Source organism: Lysobacter dokdonensis DS-58 (genome assembly GCF_000770795.1).
Taxonomy (GTDB): Bacteria; Pseudomonadota; Gammaproteobacteria; order Xanthomonadales; family Xanthomonadaceae; genus Noviluteimonas; species Noviluteimonas dokdonensis.
This window is the reverse complement of sequence record NZ_JRKJ01000002.1, coordinates 146,130-169,671: the sequence shown is the minus strand read 5'-3', so window position 1 is coordinate 169,671 and position 23,542 is coordinate 146,130. Positions and strand designations below refer to the sequence as shown.

Genomic DNA, 23,542 nt, shown 5'->3' with positions numbered 1-23,542 from the left:
AAACGCACCAACGGGCAGGAGCAACTGGATGTGGTACGCGATCGAGGGATACGACGGCACCGGGGTGCTCGAACGCCGCCTGGCCGCGCGCCCGGCGCACGTGGCGCGGCTCATCGCCCTGCGCGACGAGGGCCGCCTGCTGCTCGCCGGCCCGTGCCCGGCGATCGATGCCGAAGACCCGGGCCCGGCCGGTTTCAGCGGCAGCATCATCGTGGCGGAGTTCGACTCGCTCGAGGCCGCGCGCGCCTGGGCGGAACTGGATCCTTATATGGAGGCCGGCGTCTACCAGCGCATCGATGTCCGCCCCTTCAAGCCCACGCTGCCGTGAGCCGGGTCGAACGCATCCGCGCGATGCTGCAAGCCGCGCTCGCGCCGCAATCGCTCGAGGTGGTGGACGACAGCGCGCGCCATGCCGGCCATGAAGGTGCGAAGGACGGCCGCGGCCACTTCAATGTCGACATCGTGAGCGAGGCCTTCGCCGGACTCGCGCCGCTCGCGCGGCATCGCAAGGTGTACGCGGCGGTAGGCGACATGATGCAGACGGATATCCACGCACTTTCGATTCGCGCACGCACGCCGGCGGAAGCGGAAGCCTGAAGCGGCTTCAGTTCGTGTTGCATCGCAGCACGAACTCAACCTTTACAAAGCGTTTACATCCCATTGTGAAAACGTTTACATTCCGGACAGGACGGTAAACGCGGGGCGGCAATGGGAGACGTTGTCACGATTCGCGATGTCGCGCGGTTGGCGCAAGTGTCGGTCGCCACCGTGTCGCGCGCGCTCAACGGCCAGCAGAACGTGGCCAGCACCGTTCGCGAACGCGTCCTCGACGCCGCGCGCGAACTCAAGTACGTCCCGCATCACGCCGCGCGCAGTTTGAGCAGCCGGCGCACGCGCACGATCGGCGTGGTGTTGCCGGACCTGCACGGCGAATTCTTTTCCGAATTGATGCGCGGCATCGATGTCGTCGCGCGCGAGCACGACCTGCATCTGCTCGTCTCGAGCTACCACGGTCATCCCGACGAACAGGGCACCGCGTTGCGCGCGATGCGCGGCCGCGTGGATGGCCTGCTCGTGTTGTCGCCGTTCGTCGACAGCCAGGCCCTGGCGAGCGAACTCGGTCAATCGCAACCCGCGGTGCTGATCAACTCGCATCTCACGGGCGTGGGCCTGGGCACGTTGCGCATCGACAACTACGGCGGCGCGCGTGCGATGGTCGCGCACCTGGTCGAGCGCGGCTTCCGCCGCATCGCGTTCGTCACCGGCCCGAAGGACAACTTCGACGCCGACGAACGCCTGCGCGGCTACACCGACGCACTGTCCGATCTGTTGCCCGATGCGCAACCGATCGTGTTGCAGGGCGCCTTCGACGAATCCTCCGGCCACGCCGCGGGCCACGCGATCCTCGCGATGCAGCCGCGCCCCGATGCGGTGTTCGCCGCCAACGACATGACCGCGCTTGGCGTGCTGTTCGCCTTCCACCAGGCGGGCTTGCGCGTGCCGGAAGACATCGCGGTGGCCGGCTTCGACGACATCCCGCTCGCACGCTACGTGCATCCCTCATTGACGACGATTTCCGTCGACATCGCCGAACTCGGCGGCCGCGCGTTGCGCACGCTGCTGGCCGGCCGCGAAAACCCCACGCCGCCGACGCAGGACGCGACGCTCATCGCGCCGCACCTGGTCGCGCGCGAATCCACCCAACGCAACGCAGACCGCCCGCCGGGAGAGAACCTCAAATGAAGTCTCGCAATCCAAAACGCCCCACGCCGCGCCTGCTTGCGTGCGCGCTCGCCGCGGCGCTCGCCGTCGGCGCGCCCGCCGTCTACGCGCAAAGCACCTCGGCCACCTTGCGTGGCCAGGCCGCCGCATCGCAGGACATCACCGTCGTCAACACCGCGACCGGGCTCACCCGCGTGGTGAAGGCCGATGCGAACGGCAACTACATCATCGCCGGCCTCCCGCCGGGCACGTATCGCGTGACCTCGGCGAGCGCGCCGACGCGCACGGTCACGCTCGCCGTGTCGCAGACCGCCTACCTCAACGTCGGCGCCGCGCCGGCGCAACCGGCGCAACTGGAAGCCGTCGAAGTCGTCGGCGCACCGCTGCCGGAAGTGCGCACGTCGGAAGTGTCCAGCAACGTCTCGCAGGCGCAGATCGAAGCACTCCCGCAGCAGAGCCGCAACTTCCTGTCCTTCGCCGACACGGTGCCGGGCGTGATGTTCGATCAGCTGCAGGACGGCTCCACCCGCGTGCGCAGCGGTGCGCAGAACTCCAACGGCGTGAACGTCTTCATCGACGGCGTCGGCCAGAAGAACTACGTGCTCAAGGGCGGCATCAGCGGCCAGGATTCCTCGCGGGGCAATCCGTTCCCGCAGGTCGCCATCGGCGAGTACAAGGTCATCACCTCGAACTACAAGGCCGAGTACGACCAGATCAGCAGCGCGGCGATCACCGCCGTGACGAAGTCGGGCACCAACGAATTCGGCGGCTCGGTGTTCTACGACCGCAGCTCCGACCATTGGCGTTCGATGACGAAGGCCGAAGAGGAAGCCGGCGTGGAATCGGACACGGCGACCGAGCAGTTCGGAATGTCCGTCGGCGGCCCGATCCTCAAGGACCGCTTGTTCTACTTCGTCGCCTATGAAGGCAAGACGATCGACAGCCCGCGCACGATCACGGCGGGCCAGATCAACGGCGGCTTCGCGCTTCCGAGCTTCCTGGTGCCGTACACCGCGCCGACCGCATCGCCTTTCAGCGAAGACCTGTGGTTCGGCAAGGTGACCTGGCAGCCCGATGGCGACAATCTCGTCGAGCTCTCGGTGAAGACCCGCGACGAAACCGAAATCACCGGCATCGGCGGCGCCGATACCTTCGAATACAGCACGTCGAAGGACAACAAGAGCACGCGCGGCGACCTGCGCTGGCAATACAACCAGGAGAACTGGTTGAACGACGCGCACCTGACGTTCGAAGACGAAGAGTGGGCGCCCATCGCCACCAACAGCGGTCCGGGTTATCGCTTCACCGGTACCCCGTCCTCGCCGTTCGACGGCGCGATCCTCAACATCGGCGGCGGCCGCGACTTCCAGCGCAAGGGACAGAAGGGCTGGGCGATCCAGGACGACTTCAACTGGTTCGGTTTCGAGGGCCACACGATCAAGGCCGGCATGAAGTACAAGGCCGTCGAGATCCAGGCGTTCGAACAGCAGCCCTACAACCCGCAGTATTCGATCGACCTCGGCGAGCAGCTCTCGCTCGGCAACGACGACCTCAACGAAATGACGCCGTGGCGCACGCAGTTCGGCGCGCTCGTCCCGGGTTACGGCGACCGCAACATCACCACCGACGCCAAGCAGTTCGGCATCTACATCCAGGACGACTGGCAGGTCACCGACAAGTTGCTGCTGAACCTCGGCCTGCGCTGGGACTACGAAAAGAACCCGGGTTGGGAAAACTACGTGACGCCGCCGGGCATCGTCGCCGCGCTGCGCGCGTGGCCGAACGTGCATGGCCCGAACGTCGATTACAACATCGAGAATTACATCAGCGACGGCAACAACCGCGACGCCGACATGGACAACTGGGCACCGCGCCTGGGCTTCTCCTACGACTTCGGCGGCGATGAACGCCACGTGCTGTTCGGCGGCGCGGGCCGCACGTACGACCGCAACCTGTGGGACTACCTGCAGCTCGAGCAGTCCAAGAGCAGCTTCCCGACGTACGAGATCCGCTACAACACGCCGCTCCATCCCTGCACCGTGGGCACCGGCAACTGCGTCGCGTGGGATCCGTCGTACCTCAACCCGGCGGTCCTCGATGCGTTCGTGGCGAACAACCCGAACCTCGGCGCCGAGGTCAACCTGATCAACAACGACCTCAAGACGCCGTACTCCGACCAGTTCAGCCTCGGCATGCGCAACACCTTCGGGATGCTGGGCAACGACTGGACGTTGTCGACGACGGTCGTGCACATCCGCAGCAAGGACGGCATCGTGTTCTCGCTCGGCAATCGCTGGCCCGACGGCAGCTTCCGCGATCCCAACGTGCCGGGCGCGACGTGGGGCAACCAGCCGTGGGGCTTCCCGATCCCGGGCTACGGCACGCTCATCAAGGCCGACAACGGCATCGAGACGCGCCTCAACCAGTTCCTGCTGGGCCTGGAGAAGGGTTACACCACCGACTCGCCGTGGTCGCTCTCGATCGCGTACACCTACAGCGACGCCGAGGAAAACCGCTTCAACGCCGCCGACGCGGACGAACACTACCTGTTCGATTATCCGAACCTCGACAACCAGCCGTTCCAGACCTCGGTCGGCGTGCCGAAGAACCGCCTGGTGGTGAGCGGCTTCGCCGACATCTTCTGGGACATGCAGGTCTCCGGAAAGCTCGTGGTCGCCAGTTCCTATCCCAAGGATTCGGTGAACTGCCACGACACGACGAGCTTCAACAACTGCTTCTTCGACTCGTTCATCCCGGACGTCGATTACGGTTACAAGGAACTGGACCTCGCGATCAAGAAGTCCGTCGACACCGGCACCAGCCTGCGTCCGTGGATCCGCGTGGACGTGCTCAACGTGTTCAACTGGCGCAGCTGGACGGACTACGACACCTGGCGTGGCGGTCCGTCGCCGGACATCAACACGAACTTCGGCGACGTGAACGGCTTCAACCATCGTGAAGTGCCGCGCACGTACAAGCTCTCGTTCGGTTTCGACTTCTGAGGTAGTAGTCCGTAATGCACAAAACGCTTTCGAACATCGCACTGGCTGCACTGTCGACCGTCGCGCTGGCCTCGTGCCAGCGCGACACCGCGACTCCCGAAACCACGCAACCCGCGCCGCCGCCGTCTGCATCGACGACGGCGCGCGTGGAGCGCGCGGTCCCGCCGCTGGTCGAAGATCTCGAAAAGCGCACGTTCGATTATTTCTGGCAGACCACCAACCCGGAGAACGGGTTGGTGCCGGATCGCTGGCCCACCCCGTCTTTCTCGTCCATCGCGGCAGTGGGCTTCGGGCTCACCGCATATGGCGTGGGCGTGGAGCGTGGATGGATCACGCGCGACCAGGCGGTCGAGCGCACGCTGGCCACGCTGCGCTTTTTCAAGAACGCGAAGATGGGCCCGGAAGCGAAGGGCACGTCCGGCCACAAGGGCTTCTACTACCACTTCCTCGACATGCAATCGGGGGCGCGCTTCGCGACCAATGAGCTCTCGACGGTCGACACGACGTTGCTGATGGGCGGCGTGCTGTTCGCGCAGACCTACTTCGACAAGGACGACCCGCGCGAGAAGGAAATCCGCGACACGGCCGATGCGTTGTATCGCGCCGTGGACTGGCCGTTCGCGCAGGTGCGCAAGCCGCTGATCTCGATGGGCTGGAAGCCGGAGGACGGCTTCATCGCCTATGACTGGAACGGCTACAACGAAGCGATCCTCGTCTACGTGCTGGCGCTCGGTTCGCCGACGCATCCGGTCGGCCGCGATGCCTACGATGCCTGGACCTCGACGTACGACCGCTCGTGGGGTGCGTTCAACGGCGGCCAGGAACACCTGACGTTCCCGCCGTTGTTCGGCCACCAGTATTCGCACGTGTGGATCGATTTCCGCGGCATCACCGACGATTACATGAAGCGCCGCGGCCTCGATTATTTCGAGAACAGCCGCCGCGCGGCGCTGTCGCACCGTCTGTACGGCAAGCAGAATCCGGAAGGCTGGACGGGTTACGACGAAAACATCTGGGGCCTGACGGCCTCCGACGGGCCGATCGACGCGACCATCGAGTTCAAGGGCAAGCCGCGCCTGTTCCGCACGTACACCGCGCGCGGCATCGGCACCGAGTACACCATCGACGACGGCACCATCGTGCCGACGGCGGCCGCGGCCTCGATCGCGTTCACTCCGGAAGAATCCGTCGCCGCGATCCAGGCGATGCATGACCGTTACGGCAAGGCGATCTACCAGCAGTACGGGTTCCTCGACGCGTTCAATCCGAGCTTCACGTTCAAGGACAAGAAGCTGCAACACGGCCAGATCGTCGACGGCGTGGGTTGGGTCGACAAGGATTACCTCGGCATCGACCAGGGCCCGATCGTGCTGATGATCGAGAACCACCGCAGCGACTTCGTCTGGTCGGTCATGCGCCGCAACCCGTACATCCGCAATGGCCTGGAACGTGCGGGCTTCACCGGTGGATGGCTCGACGCCGACCGTCATCCCCGCGAGGGCGGGGATCCAGGCAAGTAGTCGATGAATCCGCTGCGCACGTTGGCCTGTGTGGCGCTCGCGTGCGTGGCGATGCTCGTTTCGTGTTCGCGCACGCCCACCGAAGACGGCAAGACCACCACCATCCGCTTCTGGGTCATGGGCTACGAGGGCGACATGGTCGCCCAGATGTTGCCCGACTTCGAACGCACGCACCCCGGCATCAAGGTGCAGTTGCAGCAATTGCCGGTCACGGCCGCGCACGAAAAGTTGCTGACCGCCTTCGCCGGCGACGCGTTGCCGGACGTCAGCCCGCTCGGCAACACGTGGATCGCCGAATTCGCCACGCTCGGCGCGCTCGAACCGCTCGATCCGTGGATCGCACGCACGCCCGGCATCGTCGTCTCCGATTATTTCCCGGGTGCGTGGGACACCGGCGTCATCGACGGCAAGACCCTCGCGGTGCCGTGGTATGTCGAAACGCGCCTGCCGTTTTATCGCAAGGACATCGTCGCCGCCGCGGGCGTCAAGGACCTGCCGCAGAACTGGGCGGAATGGCGCGTCGCGATGCGCAAGGTCAAGCAGCACGTCGGCCCGGATCGCTACGCAATCCTGTTCCCGCTCAATGAGTACGAGCCGATGCTCAACCTGGCCGTGCAGCAACCCGATCCGCTGCTGCGCGACGGCGGGCGCCACGGGAATTTCCGCAGCGACGGCTTCAAGCGCACTTTGCGGTTCTACAAGGAGACCTTCGACGAAGGCCTCGCCCCGCGCGTGGACAACACGCGCATCTCCAACGTGTGGCAGGAACTCGGCCGCGGCTACTTCAGCTACTACGTCAACGGCCCCTGGAACATCGCCGAATTCCGGAAGCGCCTGCCGGCGGACGTCGCCGACACGTGGGGCACGATGCCGTTGCCGGGTCCGAATGGGCCGGGTGCATCGGTCGCCGGCGGCACGAGCTTCGTGTTGTTCAAACAATCGAAGAAGAAAGAAGCCGCGTGGCAATTGATCGCATGGTTGTCCGAGCCCGCCCAACAGATCCGGCTGCATGCGATCACCGGCAATCCGCCGCCGCGTCGCGCGCCGTGGTCCGCGCCCGCGTTGGCGAACGATCCCTACATCCAGGCCTTCCGCAACCAGCTCGAGCGCGCGGTGTCCACGCCGAAGGTGCCGGAATGGGAACGCATCGCGCAGGAAATGCGCTTCGTGGGCGAACTGGTTGCGAATGATCGGTTGACGGTCGACGAAGCCGCGGCGGAGATGGATCGCCGCGCCGACCGCATTCTGGAAAAGCGCCGCTGGATGCTCGACCACCCCGCGATGCAGGGCGGGGCGCAATGAAGCCGTCGCTAGCAGGCTGGGCGTTCGCCGCGCCGGCGTTGTCGGTGATCGCGTTGTTCTTCGCATTCCCGGTGCTGGCGGCATTCGCGTTGTCGCTGACCGACTTCGACATCTACGCGCTCGCCGACCTGCGCAACCTGCGCTTCGTCGGCCTCGACAATTACATCGGCCTGCTCGGGAACCCGCTGTTCTGGAAGGCGCTGGGCAACACCCTGTACTTCGTGGTCGCGGGCGTGCCGTTGTCGATCGTCGCCTCGCTCGGCGCGGCCTTGCTGCTGCATTCCAAGCTCGTGCGGTTCAAGCCGTTCTTCCGCACGTCGCTGTTCGCGCCCGTGGTGACGACCGTCGTCGCCGTCGCGGTGATCTGGCGCTACCTGTTCCACACGCGCTACGGCGTGATGAACTGGCTGCTCGCGCACGTGGGCATCGACCCGATCGACTGGCTCGGCGATCCGCATTGGTCCATGCCGACGATCATCCTGTTCGCCGTGTGGAAGAATTTCGGCTACAACATGATCATCTTCCTCGCGGGTTTGCAGGCGATCCCGGAAGACCTGTACGAAGCCGCGCGCATCGACGGCGCGACATGGTGGCGGCAGTTCCTGCACGTGACGTTGCCGATGCTCGGGCCGGTGATGCTGCTGGTGTCGATCCTGACGATGGCCGGCTACTTCCAGTTGTTCGCCGAGCCCTACGTCATGACGCTCGGCGGCCCGTTGCAAAGCACGGTGAGCGTGCTTTACCTGATGTACGACGAGGGCTTCAAGTGGTGGAACCTCGGCAACGCATCGGCGGTCGCGTTCATGCTGTTCGTGCTGATGACGGCGACGACGTCGGGCCTGTTGTGGTTCGCGCGCCGCAAGGGGGCCGAATGAGCGTCGTGCGGCAACGGGTCGTGTCGTCGGTGCTCGTGCACGCGGCGCTGCTGGCCGTCGCGGCGATCGCGCTCGCGCCGATCGTGTGGATGGTGCTCGTGTCCTTCATGCAACCGGGCGAGGCGAGTCATTTCCCGCCGCCGTGGTGGCCGGACAAGCCGACGCTGCACAATTATTCCGAACTGTTCCTGCGCGCGGGCATGGGGCGGTACTTCGCCAACAGCCTGATCATCGCCACGGGCGTCACGCTGATCTCGGTGCTGCTCAACACGCTGGCCGGTTACGCGTTCGCGAAACTGCGCTTCAAGGGCCGCGAGCGCACGTTCCGCGCGCTGCTCGCCGCGCTGGTGATTCCGGCGCAGGTCGCGATGATGCCGCTGTTCCTGCTGCTCAAGCAGATGGGGCTGGTGAACACCTACTTCGGCGCGATGGCGACGGGCCTGGCGAGCATCTTCGGCATCTTCCTCGTGCGCCAGTACGCGCGGTCGATCCCCGATGAATTGCTGGAAGCCGCGCGCATCGACGGGGCAGGGGAGCTGCGCATTTTCTTCCAGATCGTGCTGCCTGCGCTGAAACCCATCCTCGTGACGCTGGCGATCTTCGCGTTCCTCGGGGCGTGGAACGACTTCATGTGGCCGCTGATCGTGCTGGGCGACCAATCGATGCAGACCCTGCCGGTCGCGCTGGCCACGCTCTCGCGCGAACACGTGCAGGACAACGAATTGATGATGGCCGGCGCCGTGGTCACGGTGATCCCGGTCCTGTTGCTGTTCCTGGTCCTGCAGCGTTACTACCTGCAGGGCCTGCTGGTCGGGAGCGTGAAGGGATGACGAAGTGGTGGTTGTCTGCGTTGATGTTCGTCTCCCTCTCGTGTCATTCCCGCGAAAGCGCGGAGCCACGGAAGGTGGACGACTTCGAAGACCCCACGCACTGGAAGATCATCCAATCCGACCAGGTCACCGGCGTCCTTCGAAAGTTCGACGACGCCCTGTGCCTGGACTACGACTTCCACGGCGTCTCCGGCTACGTCGGCCTGCAGCGCGACGTGGCGCTCGACTACCCGTCGAACTACGCCTTCGATTTCAAGCTGCGCGGCGACGGCCCCAGGAACGACCTCCAATTCAAGCTCGTCGAGGCCAGCGGCGACAACGTCTGGTGGGCGACGAAGCCGAAGTTCGAGTTTCCCTCGCAGTGGACGCAGATGCGTTTCAGGAAGCGCCACATCTCCAAGGCGTGGGGTCCGTCGGAGGAGATGGAACTCACCCACAGCGCCAAGCTCGAATTCACGCTGGCGAGCGGCGAGGGCGGGAAGGGGAGTGCGTGCTTCGATGCGTTGACGTTCGAAGCGTTGCCGCCGCCGGATGAGTCGCCGTTGACGACCAAGCGGATGCGCAACGGAGACCAAGGCTGGGTTTTCGGCCTCGGAAGTGTTCGCGAAATCGGCGGCCTGGTCTTCGAAGACCTGTTGATGTGGTCCAAGGTTTCCCTGTCGAACGATGGGAAAACCTGGACACCCCTCGGATTGTTCGGCGGCGAACACAACAACCAGACGCACATCGCCCTCCCCGAGACAGAGACGCGTTTCATCCGAGTGGACAAGGGCGTCGTGTTCGGCGGTGGCGGTGCGAATCCGCCGAGGCTGCAAGTGCAGCCGCTCGCCTACTCGGCGACGCCCAACGATTTCGTCAAAGCGGTCGCGTCCCGCAATCCGCGTGGCGACTATCCGCGCGGATTCATTGGCGAGCAGCCCTACTGGACGATCGTCGGTGTGGACGGCGGAACCGAGCAGGGACTGATCGGCGAGGATGGCGCCATTGAAGTCGGCAAGGGCGCCTTCAGCGTCCAACCCGAAGTGCTCGGTCCTCACGGACGCGCGACGTGGGCCGACGTGCAGTCGTCGCAAGACCTGCTCGACGGCTACCTGCCGATCCCCTCGGTGCATTGGCGCCACGACGGTTTTCGCCTTGACGTCACTGCGTTCGGTGAAACCGGAAAGCCACAGCCGCGGCTGGTCGCACGCTACAGGCTGACCAATACGGGCGCAAAGGCCACGCAGTATTCATTGGTGCTGCGTGCGCGCCCCTTCCAGGTGAATCCGCCGAGCCAGTTCCTCAACACGACAGGCGGCGTGAGTCCGATCAATCGCATCGCAGTCAATCCTGGGGGTCTTGTCGTGAACGATTCCCGGCACGTCGCGTTCGATCGCAACGCCTCACGCGGCGGAGTGGTGACTTTCCACTCAGAAACGAACGTGCTCAAAGAGTTCGACAAGGAACCACTGCGAGCAAACGACCCCACGGGGCTGGCGGAGGGCGCGGTTTATTTCGATGCGACGTTGCAACCGGGCGAGTCGCTCGACGTCGCATGGGTCTCGCCGCTCTACGAATCCGAGGCGGTCCCGGCGCGGATTGACGCAGGCGAGGCGCAGGATCTGCAAGCGCAGGCCGCGAAGGCTTGGCACGACAAACTCGACCGCGTGACCTTCAAGCTCCCGAAGGAAGGCGAACACATCGCGAACAGCATCCGCACCGCGCTCGCGCACATGGCGATCTCGCGCGTCGGCCCGCGCCTGCAACCGGGCACGCGTTCGTACTCGCGCGCGTGGATCCGCGACGGCGCGATGATCGGCGAGGGCCTGTTGCGTCTCGGTCGCGAGGACATCGCGAAGGAGTTCCTGCGCTGGTACGCGCCGTACCAGTTCGACAGCGGCAAGGTGCCGTGCTGCGTCGATGACCGCGGCGCGGATCCGGTGCCCGAGAACGACAGCCACGGCGAGTTGATCTATCTCGTCGCCGAGGTCTATCGCTACACGCACGATCGCAAGCTGCTGGAAGCGATGTGGCCGCACGTCGTCGGCGCCGTGCAGTACATGGACGAGCTGCGGGCGAGCGAGCGCACCGACGCAAATCGCGCGAAGAACCCCGCGTTCTACGGCCTGATGCCGGCGTCGATCAGCCACGAAGGCTATTCGGCCAAGCCGATGCATTCGTACTGGGACGACTTCTGGGCGCTGCGTGGTTACAAGGATGCGGTGGAAATCGCGCAGTGGCTCGGAAAGGACGGGGACGCGAAACGATTCGCGGCATCGCGCGATCAGTTCTCCGGCGACCTGCAGGCCTCGATCCGCACGGCAATGGCGCAGGAGAAGATCGACTTCATTCCGGGCTCGGCGGAACTCGGCGACTTCGACGCGACGTCGACGACCATCGCGCTCGCGCCGGGCGCCGCGCAATCGATCCTGCCCCCTGGTGCGTTGAATGCCACATTCGAGCGGTACTGGCGCGAGTTCGAACAGCGCCGCAAGGGCGAGCGCGAGTGGAAGGATTACACACCGTACGAGTTGCGCACGGTGGGGACGTTCGTGCGGCTGGGGTGGCGTGAGCGCGCGCAGACGGCGCTGGACTTTTTCTTCGACGACCAACAACCGCGCAGCTGGAACCAGTGGGCGGAAGTCGTCTCGCGCACACCGCGCAAACCGTTCTTCGTCGGCGATCTGCCGCACGCGTGGGTCGCGAGCGATTACGTGCGCTCGGCGCTGGACTTGTTCGCGTACGAGCGGCACGAGGACGAATCGATCGTGCTCGCGGCCGGCATTCCGGAAGCGTGGGTGAAAGGCGAGGGCATCGCGATCGACGGGCTGCGCACGCCGGGAGGAGCGTTGTCGTATTCACTGCGCGAGATCGACGGCACGCTGGTGCTCGACGTCAAGGGCGGACTCACGCTACCGAAGGGCGGGCTGGTGTTGCCGTGGAACGGGGGGGAAACGCGCGTGACGCGCGTTCCCGCCCGACTCGAAATCCCGACTCAATAAGGCAGCGGATCGTCGACCGAGGCGCCGTGCGTCTGGATCGCCTTCGAATACCACCGTGCGCTGTCCTTCGGCGTGCGTTCCTGCGTGCCGTAGTTCACGTGCACGATGCCGAAGCGCTTGGAATAGCCGAGCGACCATTCGAGGTTGTCGAGCAGCGACCACACCATGTAGCCGCGGATGTCGCAGCCCTGGTCGATGGCGTTGCGGATCGCGGTCAGGTGCTTCTTCAGATACCCCATGCGCAGCGGGTCGCGCACGCGGCCTTCCTCGGCGACGGCGGGGTCGAAGAACGCCGCGCCGTTTTCGGTGATGTAGGTGGGGATGTTGCCGTACCGGTCCTTCGCCCAGACCAGCAGGTCCGTCAAACCCTGCGGGAACACTTCCCAGCCGGTTTCGGTGTACGTGCCCAGCTTCTGGCGCACGGCGCCCGCCTTCAACGGATAACTGTCGGTCGCTTCGGTGACGCTGCGCGTGTAGTAGTTGATGCCGATGAAGTCGAGCTTCTGCTTGATCAGCGCGTAATCCTCGTCGGCCCACTCGGGCCACGCATCGCCGAAGATTTCGTTCTTCAGCTCAGGCGGATATTTGCCGAGCAGCGCGACGTCGAGGTACTGCTCGTTCATGTACGCATGTGCGCGCTTGGTCGCGGCGAGGTCTTCGGGCGACTGCGTGTTCGGATACTTCGGCTCGATGTTCACCACCAGGCCGATCTCGTGCTTGCCGATCTCGCGATAGGCCTGCACCGCGGCGCCGTGCGCGCGCATCAGGTTGTGCGTGGCGATCGGCGTTTCGTACTTGCTGCGGTGGCCCGGTGCGAGCGCGCCGTGCAGGTAACCGCCGTCGGTGACGACCCACGGTTCGTTGAGCGTCACCCACTTCTTCACGCGGCCGTCGAGCGCGCGATAGAGCACGCTGCCGTATTCGGCGAACCACTGCGCGATGTCGCGATTGAGCCAGCCGCCGCGGTCGTCGAGCGCCGCCGGCAGATCCCAGTGATAGAGCGTGAGCAGGGGTTCGATGCCCTTGGCCAACAGCTCGTCGACCAGGCGCGAGTAGAAGTCCAGGCCCTTCTGGTTCACGCGGCCCGTGCCATCGGGCAGGATGCGGGACCACGAGACGCTGAAGCGATACGCCTTGAGGCCGAGCTCGGCCATGAGCGCCACGTCGTCCTTCATGCGGTTGTAGTGGTCGCACGCCACGTCGCCGGTGTCGCCGTTGACGGTCATGCCCGGCGTGTGGGCGAAGCGGGTCCAGATGCTCGGACCTGCGCCGTCGGCCATGGGGGAACCTTCGATCTGGTGCGCGGCGGTGGCGGCGCCCCAGAGGAAGCCTTCGGGGAAGCGACGGGCGTTCGAAGTCATGGCCATGTTCGTGTAAACGGTTACATGGCAGGATAACCGCACATCCCGCGTATTGCACCGTCCCTTTCGCAGAACCGGAATCCATGGCCCAGGTCAGCCTCGAGCAGGTCCGCAAGGTCTACCCCAACGGGTTCGTCGGTGTCGCAGGCGCGACCTTCGATGTCGCCGATGGCGAATTGCTGGTGCTCGTCGGGCCTTCGGGCTGCGGCAAGTCCACGCTGCTGCGCATGATCGCGGGACTGGAGGACATCTCCTCGGGCTCGCTGCGCATCGGCGAGCGGGTGGTGAACGACGTCGCCCCGAAAGACCGCGACATCGCGATGGTCTTCCAGAGCTACGCGCTGTACCCGCACATGAGCGTCGCGGAGAACCTCGGCTTCGGCCTGAAGCTGCGCGGCAAGACCAAGGCGGAGATCGCGTCGCGCGTCGACGAAGCGGCGCGCGTCCTCGAACTCGGCAAGCTGCTCGACCGCAAACCCGCCGCGCTCTCCGGGGGCCAGCGCCAGCGCGTGGCGCTCGGCCGTGCGCTCGTGCGGCATCCGCAGGTCTTCCTGCTCGACGAACCGCTGTCCAACCTCGACGCCAAGCTGCGCGCCGGCATGCGCGTGGAAATCGCGCGGCTGCACCGGCAGGTCGGCGCGACGATGGTCTACGTCACGCACGACCAGGTCGAAGCGATGACGCTCGGCCAGCGCATCGTCGTCCTGAAGGACGGCCACGTACAGCAGATCGATACGCCGATGGCGTTGTACGAACGGCCGGCGAACCTTTTCGTCGCCACCTTCCTCGGCAGCCCGGCGATGAACGTGCTGCAGGGCAGGTTGGTGCGCAGCGATGGCCTGGCGCTCGATCTCGGCGACGGCAAGCAGGTGCCGCTCGGCGATGGCCACGATGTGCCCGAGGCGTGGCTCCAGCGCGACATCGCGATCGGCATCCGCCCCGAAAGCCTGCTGCCCGCCGATGGCGGCGCCGGCTTCGATTCGACCATCGAGATGATCGAAGCCCTCGGCAACGAAACCCTGGTCAACGTGCGGATCGGCGCGCAGCCGCTGGTGACCCGCATGGCGCCGCGCGCACTGCCGCCGCCGGGCGAAACCTTGCGCCTGGCCGTCGCCCCGGGCCGCTGGCACGCGTTCGACGCGGCCACCGGGGAGCGGCTCGCCCCCACGGGCTGAGCGATTCGCCACGCGGGGCCGCCCATGGGGCGAAAACCCTCGTTATACTCGCGCGTAATCGCGATGCTTTCATCGTGCGCCGCTTGTGCAATCAATGACTTGGCGGTGACTTCGCACCGAATTTCTCATTGAAGCGACACAGGCCCTCATGGGGATGTGCCGCAGGGGCCGAACGACCGCCGCATGCGCCTGTCCACGATCAAGCTTTCCGGTTTCAAATCCTTCGTCGATCCGACCACGCTGCACCTGCCGACCAACATGACCGGCGTGGTGGGGCCGAACGGCTGCGGCAAGTCGAACATCATCGACGCGGTGCGCTGGGTGATGGGCGAAAGCTCCGCCAGCCGCTTGCGCGGCGATTCGCTCACCGACGTCATCTTCTCGGGCAGCACCGCGCGCAAGCCGGTGTCGCAGGCGACGGTGGAGCTGATCTTCGACAACAGCGACCACACGATCACCGGCGAGTACGCCGCGTTCAACGAGATCTCGGTCAAGCGCACGGTCAGCCGCGACGGGCAGAGCACCTACGCGCTCAACGGCACCAAGTGCCGCCGCCGCGACATCACGGACCTGTTCCTCGGCACGGGCCTGGGCCCGCGCAGCTACTCGATCATCGAGCAGGGGATGATCAGCCAGATCATCGAGGCGCGCCCGGAAGAACTGCGCGTGTACCTCGAGGAAGCCGCGGGCATCTCGAAGTACAAGGAGCGCCGCAAGGAAACCGAAACGCGCATCCGCCACACCCGCGAAAACCTCGACCGCCTCAACGACTTGCGCGAGGAAGTCGGCAAGCAACTCGAACACCTGCGCCGCCAGGCCCGCCAGGCCGAGCAGTACCAGGCCATCCAGGGCGAGCGCCGCATCAAGGACGCCGAGTGGAAGGCGCTGGAATACCGCGGCCTCGACGCCCGCGTGCAGGCGCTGAAGGAAAAGCTCGACAACGAAGAAACCCGCCTGCAGCAGCTCATCGCCGAGCAGCGCGCGGCCGAAGCCAAGATCGAAACCGATCGCGTGCGCCGCGAGGAAGCCAGCGAAGCGCTGAACAAGGCGCAGGCCAACGTCTACCAGGTCGGCGGCACGCTGGCGCGAATCGAACAGCAGATCGCGCACCAGCGCGAAATGGCCCAGCGCCTGCAGCGCGCCCGCGACGAAGCGCAGAACCAGCTCAGCGAACTGGGCTCGCACATCAGCGGCGACGAATCCCGCCTCACCAGCCTGCGCGACACCATCGCGCAAGCCGAACCCGAACTCGAACGCCTGCGCGCAGACGACGCCGCGCGCCAGGACGCCCTGCGGGATGCCGAAACCGCGCTGGCCGATTGGCAGCAGCGTTGGGACGCGCACACCAAGGCGCAGTCCGAAGCCGCGCGTGCCGGCGACGTCGAACGCACGAAGATCGAACACCTCGACCGCCAGACGCTCGACGCCGACCGCCGTCGCGAACAACTCACCGCCGAACGCGCCGGCCTCGACGTCGATGCGCTGTCCAACGCCTTCACCACGCTGCGCGAGCAACACGACACGCAGAAGGCCTCGCTCGAAGGCCTGACCGCGCAGGTCGAAGAACGCAAGGCCGGCGTCACGGCGTTGCAGGACCAGCAGCGCAGCGCCCAGAGCGAAATCGCCGACGTGCGCAAGAACGCGCAAGCCGCGCGTGGCCGGCTGTCGTCGCTCGAAACGCTGCAGCACGCCGCGCTCGGCCAGGAACAGGGCGCCGCCACCGCGTGGCTCAAGGCCCGCGGCCTCGACAGCGCCGCGCGCGTGGGCGAAACGCTGCAGGTCGAATCCGGTTGGGAAAACGCCGTCGAGGGCGCGCTCGGCCAGTTGATCGAAGGCGTGCTCGTCGAAGCGCCGGAGGTCCTCGTCGATGCGCTCGGCGAACTCGGCGAAGGCCGCCTGACGCTCGTCGATCCGACCAACGCCGACTTCCCCGTCGCGCCGACCTCGCTCGCCGCGAAGGTGAAGGGCCCGGCCGCCATCCGCCGTTTGCTCTCGAAACTCCACGGCGCCGAAACGCTGGCCGATGCGCGCGCCCTCGTGCCGCAACTCGGCGACGGCGAATCGGTCATCACGCGCGCGGGCGAACGCCTCGGCGCCGGCTGGGTGCGCGTCGTGCGCTCCGGTGCGGCGAAGCAGGGTGCGCTGCTGCGCGAGAAGGAAATCCAGTCGCTGCGCGCGGAGATCGAAGACCTCCAGAAGCGCGAAGCCACGCTCAACGAAACGCTGACGCGCCTGCGCGACCAGGCTCTGTCCGCCGAACAGCAGCGCGAAGACGCGCAGCGTGCGTTGTATCTCGCGCATCGCGGCGTCTCCGAACTCGCCGGCCAGCTGCAGAGCCAGCAGGGCAAGCTCGATTCGGCGCGCAACCGCATCGAACGCATCGACGCCGATCTCTCGCAACTGATCGCAACGCTCGACGCGAGCCGCGAACAGGCCCGCGACGCGCGTTCGAAGCAGGAAGACGCCGTCGGCCGCATGGCCGACCTCGAACAGACGCGCCAGGTGCTCGACGCCGAACGCCGCCGTTTCGTCGAAGCGCGCGACAACGCCCGCGTCGCCGCGCGCGAATCGCGCGACACTGCGCATGCGCTCGCGCTGACGGTGGAATCGCAACGCGCGCAGATCGTGGCGCTCGCGCAATCCCTGGAGCGCATGGGCAGCCAGCGCGGGCAGCTGGATTCGCGCCTGGGCGAACTCGCCGCGCAGTTGACCGACGGCGACGCCCCGGTCAATGCGCTGGAAGCCGAGCGCCAGTCCGCGCTGGAAGAACGCGTCCGCGCCGAGAAGGCGCTGGGCGAAGCGCGCTCGACGCTCGAAGGCATCGACGAAGAGCTGCGCGGCAACGAACAGACGCGCCACCAGCGCGACGAACAGTCGATCGCGCAGCGCGAGAAGATCGGTCAGCGCAAGCTCGATCAGCAGGCCCTCGTCATCAAGGCCGAGCAGTTGTCGGCGGCGGTGGTCGAGGCCGGCTTCGTCTTGCAGGACGTGATCGACACGCTGACGCCCGACGCCGAAGTCGCCGCGTGGGAAAAGATCGTCACCGACTTCGACGCCAAGCTGCGCCGCCTGGAACCGGTCAACCTGGCCGCCATCCAGGAACACGCCGAGGCCGCGCAGCGCAAGGAATACCTCGATGCGCAGGACACCGACCTGAGCACCGCGCTGGAAACGCTGGAAGAAGCGATCCGCAAGATCGACCGCGAAACGCGTGGCCGTTTCAAGGACACCTTCGACCGCGTGAACTCCGGCGTGCAGGAGCTGTATCCGCGCCTGTTCGGCGGCGGCCACGCGTACCTCGAACTCACCGGCGAAGATCTGCTCGACACGGGCGTGGCGATCATGGCGCGCCCGCCGGGCAAGCGCGTGTCGAACATCTCGCTGCTCTCCGGCGGCGAGAAGGCGATGACCGCGGTGGCGTTGGTGTTCGCGATCTTCCGCCTCAACCCCGCGCCGTTCTGCCTGCTCGACGAGGTGGACGCGCCGCTCGACGAAGCCAACGTCGGCCGTTTCACGGCGATGGTCAGCGAGATGAGCGAAGCAGTACAGTTCCTGTTCGTCACCCACAACAAGGCGACGATGGAAGCCGCGCAGCAGCTCTCGGGCGTCACCATGCGCGAACCGGGCGTCAGCCGCCTGGTGTCCGTCGACCTCGCCGAAGCCGCGCGCCTGGCCGGCGCCGCCTGACCCCAAGGGAGCTCGCGATGGATTCGACGTTGTTGCGCATCGGGATCGCCATCGCCGGCGTGGTGTTGATCGCCGCGATCTACTTCTTCGGCCGTCCCCGCAGGCCGGGGCAGGGGCGTCGTGTCGGCGGCGGCTTCGCCGACGGCAACCGCGGCGACGGCGAACGCATCGAGCCGACACTCGGCGAACAGATCGCCGATGAGCTCTCCGCCAGTGATGCGGCGTCGCAATCCGAGCTCGACCTTGGCGCGCGCAACGAACACAACGACCTCGGCAAGCGTGGCGATGCGTCGTTCGAAAAGATCGTCACGCTGTACGTCGCCGCACGCCAGGGCGAGAAGCTGCGCGGGCCGGACATCGTCGTCGCCGCCGAAAAGGCCGGCCTGACCTACGGCCACATGCAGATCTTCCACCGCCTGGTCGAAGGCCACCCCGAGCGCGGCCCGATCTTCTCGGTGGCCAACATCATGAAGCCCGGCAGCTTCGACATGGCGACCATCCAGGAACTCGAAACCCCGGCGATCGCCTTCTTCCTCACGCTGCCCGCGCCGATGACCGCGCTGGACGCGTGGGAAAAGATGCTGCCCACTGCGCAGCGCATGGCCGAACTGCTGGAAGGCGTCGTGCTCGACGAGTCCCGCAACGCCCTCGGCCGCCAGCGCATCGCCCACATCCGCGACGAATTGCGCGGCTACGATCGCCAACACGAAGCGCCGCCGCTGACGAAGCCGGCGCGCTGGTAATGGCGAAGGCCGCATCCCTGGCGGCGCGCGTCGAAGAACTGCGCCGCCTCCTCGACGACGCCAATTACCGCTACTACGTCCTCGACGATCCCACCCTGGCGGACGCCGAGTACGACACGCTGCTGCGCGAGCTCGAAGCGCTCGAACGCGACCACCCCGAATTCGCCGATCCGCAATCGCCGACCATGCGCGTGGGCACCGCACCGTCGGGCAAATTCGCCGAAGTGAAGCACTCGGTGCCGATGCTCTCGCTCGCCAACGCGTTCGAAGGCGAGGAAGTCGCCGAATTCGTCGCGCGCATCACGAAGGAAACCGGCGACGACACGCCCGATTTCTCGGTCGAGCCCAAGCTCGACGGCCTGGCGATCAGCCTGCGCTACGAGGACGGCGTCTTCGTGCGCGGCGCTACGCGCGGCGACGGCGCAACGGGTGAAGACGTCACCGCCAACCTGCGCACCGTGCGCAGCGTGCCGCTGCGCCTGCGCGGCGTGGCGCCGAAGGTGATCGAAGTGCGCGGCGAGGTCTACATGCCGAAAGCCGCGTTCGAGAAGTACAACGAATGGGCGCGCGAGAACGGCGAGAAGACGCTCGCCAACCCGCGCAACGGCGCGGCCGGCTCGCTGCGCCAACTCGACCCGCGCATGACGGCCCAACGCCCGCTCGCGTTCTACGCCTATGCGTTGGGCGAAGTCGAAGGGGCGGCGCTGCCGGCCACGCATTCCCGCACGCTGCAGTGGTTGCGCGAGTTGGGCTTGCCCGTGAGCGCGGAAGTCGACGTCGCCACCGGGAGCGAGGGCCTGCTCGCGTACTACCGACGCATCGGCGAAAAGCGCAACGCGCTGCCGTACGACATCGACGGCGTCGTCTACAAACTCGACCGCTATGACCAGCAGCGCGCGATGGGCTTCGTTTCGCGTGCGCCGCGGTGGGCCATCGCGCACAAGTATCCGGCGCAGGAAATGCCGACGGTCGTCGAATCCATCGAAGTCAACGTCGGCCGCACGGGCGCGGTGACGCCGTGGGTGCTGATGACGCCGGTGCAGGTGGGCGGCGTGACGGTCACGCGCGCGACGCTGCACAACGCCGACCAGATCGCGCGCCTGGACGTGCGCGCCGGTGACACGGTGATCGTGCGGCGCGCCGGAGACGTCATCCCGGAGGTCGTGCGCGTGGTCGAAGACAAGCGCCCGCTCGATGCCAAGGGCCACCCGAAATTCCCGGCATACGTGCTGCCGACGCAATGCCCGGTGTGCGGTTCGGCCGTCGAACGCGAAGAGAACGAAGTCGTCGCCCGTTGCACCGGCGGCCTGTTCTGCCCGGCGCAACGCGTGCAGGCGTTGTTCCACTTCGCCTCGCGCCGCGCGATGGACATCGAAGGCCTGGGCGAGCGCTTCATCACCGCGCTGGTGGAATTCGACATGGTCCACAGCGTGGCCGACCTCTACCGGCTGACGGTCGAGGATTTCGTTTCGATGAAGCAGCGCGCCGACGAACTCGCCGACGCGGTACCCGAGACGGTCAGATCCGGCAAGGTCGCCACCAAGTGGGCCGAGAACCTCGTCGCCGCGATCGACGCCAGCCGCACCACCACGCTGGAGCGCGTGCTGTACGCACTGGGCATCCGCGACGTGGGGGAGAGCACCGCGCGCACGCTGGCGCGGCATTTCGGCGCACTGGATCCGATCCTGACCGCCGACGAAGAGACGCTTCGGCAGGTCCCGGACATCGGGCCGGTGGTCGCCGCGCGCATCGCGCACTTCTTCGCCGAGGCCCACAACCGCGACGTCATCGCCGCCTTGCGCGCCAATGGCGTGCACTGGCCGGAAGGCGCGCCGCAACGCGCAGCCGATGGCCCGCTCGCGGGGCAGACGGTGGTGCTGACGGGGGGGCTGTCATCCATGTCGCGCGACGAAGCCGGCGCGAAGCTGGAAGCATTGGGCGCGAAAGTCTCCGGCAGCGTCTCGAAGAAGACGAGTTTCGTCGTCGCCGGCGAAGCCGCGGGCAGCAAGCTCGCGAAGGCCCAGGAACTCGGGATCGAGGTCTGGGACGAAGCACGCCTGGCCGCGTTCCTCGCGGAGCAGGGCGGCTGAGCCACGCCATGACGCACGACGCGATCCGCCTGCGCGCACGCCTCTACGCGACGTTGCGCGCCTTCTTCGCCGAACGCGGCGTGCTGGAAGTCGAAACGCCGGTGCTCTCGCGCGCAGGCAACACCGACGCGAACATCGCGTCGTTCTCGCTCGAGTTCTCCGGCCGTACCGACGGCGCACCGCGCACGCGTTGGCTGCGCACGTCGCCGGAGTTCCCGCTCAAGCGCCTGCTCAGCGAAGGCATCGGCGATTGCTACGAACTCGGGCGCGTCTTCCGCGACGGCGAAGCCGGCGGACGGCACAACCCGGAATTCACGATGCTCGAGTGGTACCGCGTCGGCCGCGACCACCGTTGGGTGGCGAACGAAACGGTCGATGTGATCCGGGCGGCGCTGGCGTTGGTCGGGCGCGATGTGCGCGTGGTCGACATCGCGTACCGGGATCTGTTCCGCGAACGCATCGGCCTGGATCCGTTCACTGCGGGCGAGCCGGAGTTGCGCAACGCACTCGGCGATGTCGTACTCGATCCCGCGGGCCTGACGCGCGACGACTGGCTCGACCTGCTGATCACCCACCGCCTGCAGCCTGCGTTCGACGCCGGCACGGTGCACATCGTCCGCGACTATCCCGCGTCACAATGCGCGCTCGCGCGGATCCGCGCGGACGATCCGCCGGTGGCCGAACGCTTCGAAGTCTTCCTCGGTCCGCTCGAACTCGCCAACGGGTATCACGAGTTGCGCGACGCATCGGAGCAGCGTGCGCGCTTCGAACGCGACCAGGCTGTGCGCAGAGCGCGCGGGCAGTCCGTCCCGCCCATCGACGAGGCGTTGCTGGCCGCGTTGGAACGCGGTTTGCCGCCGTGCGCCGGTGTTGCGCTGGGCGTGGATCGGCTCATGATGGCTCTGCGGGGGACGGATCGGATCGCCGATGTGCTGGCGTTCGATTTCGCGCGGGCATGACGCCCGACGGTCCACCGTTGACTTGACCCCGCATTCAGCGATCCGGGACAGTGCGCGTCAGGAAATCGAGGACGTCATCGATGCCAACCAGCGCCTCCCGCGTCGTGCTCGCCGGCCTTGTGGCCGTCGCACCCGCGTGGGCGCAGCAATACCGCACCGCCGAACCGTATCCCGGCAACCGGCCCGATGTGGTGCGCTGCGAATCCGCGAAGGGCCGCCCGGTGTCGTGCGACGCCGACGTCCGCGGCGGCGCGCGCCTCGTGCGCCAGTTGTCGCGCAGCCCGTGCGTCGAAGGCGAGACGTGGGGCGTGCGCGAAGGCGAGATCTGGGTGAAGGCCGGGTGTCGCGCGGATTTCCGCCTGGGCGATGCGAACGCCGTCGCGCCCGGCCCGCAGTTCGTGAAGTGCGAATCCAAGAACGTCTCCTCGCGCAAGCATTGCCCCGCGCTGACCATCGGCGGCGTGCAGTTGATCCGCCAGTTGTCGAAGTCGCAATGCATCCAGCACAGCACGTGGGGCTACGACCGCAACAGCGTGTGGGTCTCGCAGGGCTGCCGCGCGGAATTCCAGATCGGCGAGGGCAAGGTCGCGGAAACCAAGCTGGGCCCGCAACAGGTGCGCTGCGAATCCGATCGCGGCCGCGAGCGACGTTGCGAAGTCGGCGTCTGGGAAGGCGCCCGCATGACCAGGCAATTGTCGAAGTCGCCCTGCGTGCAGGGCCACAGCTGGGGCTGGGATCAGCGCGGCGTGTGGGTCAGCCGCGGGTGCCGCGCGGAATTCACCGTCTGGTGATCGTCATCCCCGCGAAGGCGGGGATCCAGGCGCGCAAATGTTTACTCTTCCGACGCCTCGGGCGCAGCCGGCATCTCGCCGCCCAGCATCTGCTGGATCATGTCGGCGAGTTCGGACTCGCTGAAAGGCTTGGTGATGTACGCCTTGGCGCCCTGGCGCATGCCCCACACGCGGTCGGTGTCCTGGTCCTTCGTCGTCACCAGCACGATCGGGATGTGCTTGGTGGTGGACTCGCGCGTGATCGAACGCGTGGCCTGGAACCCGTTGAGGTTCGGCATCACCACGTCCATCAGGATCAGGTCCGGCAGCTCGCGCTTGGCCGCTTCCACGCCCGCCGCGCCGTCCTCGGCGGTCAGCGCCTCGTGGCCGAGTTTTTCGACGATGCGGCGAATGCCCATCAACTGGGAGGGCGAGTCGTCGACGATCAGGATGCGAGCCATGGGGGTCCCCGGGATTCTCCGCGCATTCTAACGGGGCTGCCGGTCGAGGCAAGCCACGCGCGCA

At 66.6% G+C, this 23,542-nt stretch carries 17 protein-coding genes; 15 read left to right on the top strand and 2 right to left on the bottom strand.

Annotation, left to right across the window (positions count from 1 at the left end; all coding sequences use genetic code 11):
* The first annotated feature begins 28 nt into the window (after positions 1–28).
* The 9 genes from LF41_RS01120 (at position 29) to LF41_RS01080 (ending at position 12,232) form a co-directional block, all read left to right on the top strand.
* Positions 29–328 carry a YciI family protein gene (locus tag LF41_RS01120; protein WP_036164595.1) on the top strand — a complete coding sequence of 100 codons (300 nt, stop codon included), beginning with the start codon at positions 29–31 and terminating at the stop codon, positions 326–328.
* On the top strand, positions 325–597 hold the full coding sequence (locus tag LF41_RS01115; protein ID WP_036164593.1) for a BolA family protein: 273 nt from the start codon (positions 325–327) through the stop codon (positions 595–597). The genes LF41_RS01120 and LF41_RS01115 overlap by 4 nt, the downstream gene beginning before the upstream one ends.
* Before the next feature lie 111 nt (positions 598–708).
* Positions 709–1,743 (top strand): LacI family DNA-binding transcriptional regulator, encoded by a 1,035-nt coding sequence (locus LF41_RS01110; protein WP_036164589.1) that lies wholly within the window; start codon positions 709–711, stop codon positions 1,741–1,743.
* A complete protein-coding gene (locus LF41_RS01105) occupies positions 1,740–4,724 on the top strand; it encodes a TonB-dependent receptor (RefSeq protein WP_036164586.1) in 2,985 nt (994 codons plus the stop codon). The genes LF41_RS01110 and LF41_RS01105 overlap by 4 nt, the downstream gene beginning before the upstream one ends.
* Before the next feature lie 14 nt (positions 4,725–4,738).
* On the top strand, positions 4,739–6,244 hold the full coding sequence (locus LF41_RS01100) for a glucoamylase family protein (protein ID WP_052116015.1): 1,506 nt from the start codon (positions 4,739–4,741) through the stop codon (positions 6,242–6,244).
* 3 nt (positions 6,245–6,247) lie between these two features.
* Positions 6,248–7,546: a sugar ABC transporter substrate-binding protein gene (locus LF41_RS01095; protein WP_052116014.1), complete on the top strand. Its 1,299-nt coding sequence runs from the start codon at positions 6,248–6,250 to the stop codon at positions 7,544–7,546.
* Positions 7,543–8,421, top strand: coding sequence for a carbohydrate ABC transporter permease (locus LF41_RS01090; RefSeq protein WP_036164583.1), 879 nt, complete (start codon positions 7,543–7,545; stop codon positions 8,419–8,421). Before LF41_RS01095 ends, LF41_RS01090 begins: the two co-directional genes overlap by 4 nt.
* Complete coding sequence (locus LF41_RS01085) at positions 8,418–9,251, top strand: carbohydrate ABC transporter permease (RefSeq protein WP_036164579.1); 834 nt, start codon at positions 8,418–8,420, stop codon at positions 9,249–9,251. Before LF41_RS01090 ends, LF41_RS01085 begins: the two co-directional genes overlap by 4 nt.
* Positions 9,248–12,232 carry a discoidin domain-containing protein gene (locus tag LF41_RS01080; RefSeq protein WP_425599458.1) on the top strand — a complete coding sequence of 995 codons (2,985 nt, stop codon included), beginning with the start codon at positions 9,248–9,250 and terminating at the stop codon, positions 12,230–12,232. Before LF41_RS01085 ends, LF41_RS01080 begins: the two co-directional genes overlap by 4 nt.
* On the opposite strand, the gene LF41_RS01075 is transcribed toward LF41_RS01080, so the two are convergent.
* Positions 12,226–13,593 carry a GH1 family beta-glucosidase gene (locus LF41_RS01075; protein WP_036165600.1) on the bottom strand — a complete coding sequence of 456 codons (1,368 nt, stop codon included), beginning with the start codon at positions 13,591–13,593 and terminating at the stop codon, positions 12,226–12,228. The two genes, LF41_RS01080 and LF41_RS01075, sit on opposite strands and share 7 nt — an antisense overlap.
* Positions 13,594–13,676: 83 nt before the next feature.
* Between LF41_RS01075 and LF41_RS01070 the strand changes: the two genes are divergently transcribed.
* The 6 genes from LF41_RS01070 (at position 13,677) to LF41_RS01045 (ending at position 23,038) form a co-directional block, all read left to right on the top strand.
* Positions 13,677–14,768 (top strand): ABC transporter ATP-binding protein, encoded by a 1,092-nt coding sequence (locus LF41_RS01070; RefSeq protein ID WP_036164576.1) that lies wholly within the window; start codon positions 13,677–13,679, stop codon positions 14,766–14,768.
* Between the two features lie 183 nt (positions 14,769–14,951).
* The gene (gene smc, locus LF41_RS01065; RefSeq protein ID WP_036165598.1) at positions 14,952–18,455 is read left to right on the top strand and encodes a chromosome segregation protein SMC; all 3,504 of its coding nucleotides are present in this window, start codon (positions 14,952–14,954) and stop codon (positions 18,453–18,455) included.
* 17 nt (positions 18,456–18,472) lie between these two features.
* Positions 18,473–19,198: a cell division protein ZipA gene (gene zipA / locus LF41_RS01060; RefSeq protein WP_036164573.1), complete on the top strand. Its 726-nt coding sequence runs from the start codon at positions 18,473–18,475 to the stop codon at positions 19,196–19,198.
* Positions 19,198–21,288, top strand: coding sequence for an NAD-dependent DNA ligase LigA (ligA, locus tag LF41_RS01055; RefSeq protein WP_036164571.1), 2,091 nt, complete (start codon positions 19,198–19,200; stop codon positions 21,286–21,288). The genes zipA and ligA overlap by 1 nt, the downstream gene beginning before the upstream one ends.
* A gap of 8 nt (positions 21,289–21,296) precedes the next feature.
* Positions 21,297–22,247, top strand: a complete 951-nt coding sequence (gene epmA, locus LF41_RS01050; RefSeq protein ID WP_036164569.1) for an EF-P lysine aminoacylase EpmA — start codon at positions 21,297–21,299, stop codon at positions 22,245–22,247.
* An 80-nt stretch (positions 22,248–22,327) separates the two neighbouring features.
* A complete protein-coding gene (locus tag LF41_RS01045; protein ID WP_084073201.1) occupies positions 22,328–23,038 on the top strand; it encodes a DUF3011 domain-containing protein in 711 nt (236 codons plus the stop codon).
* Between the two features lie 41 nt (positions 23,039–23,079).
* Here the strand turns inward: LF41_RS01045 and pilH are convergent, their stop codons facing one another.
* Complete coding sequence (pilH, locus tag LF41_RS01040; RefSeq protein ID WP_036164566.1) at positions 23,080–23,478, bottom strand: twitching motility response regulator PilH; 399 nt, start codon at positions 23,476–23,478, stop codon at positions 23,080–23,082.
* Positions 23,479–23,542 lie beyond the last annotated feature (64 nt).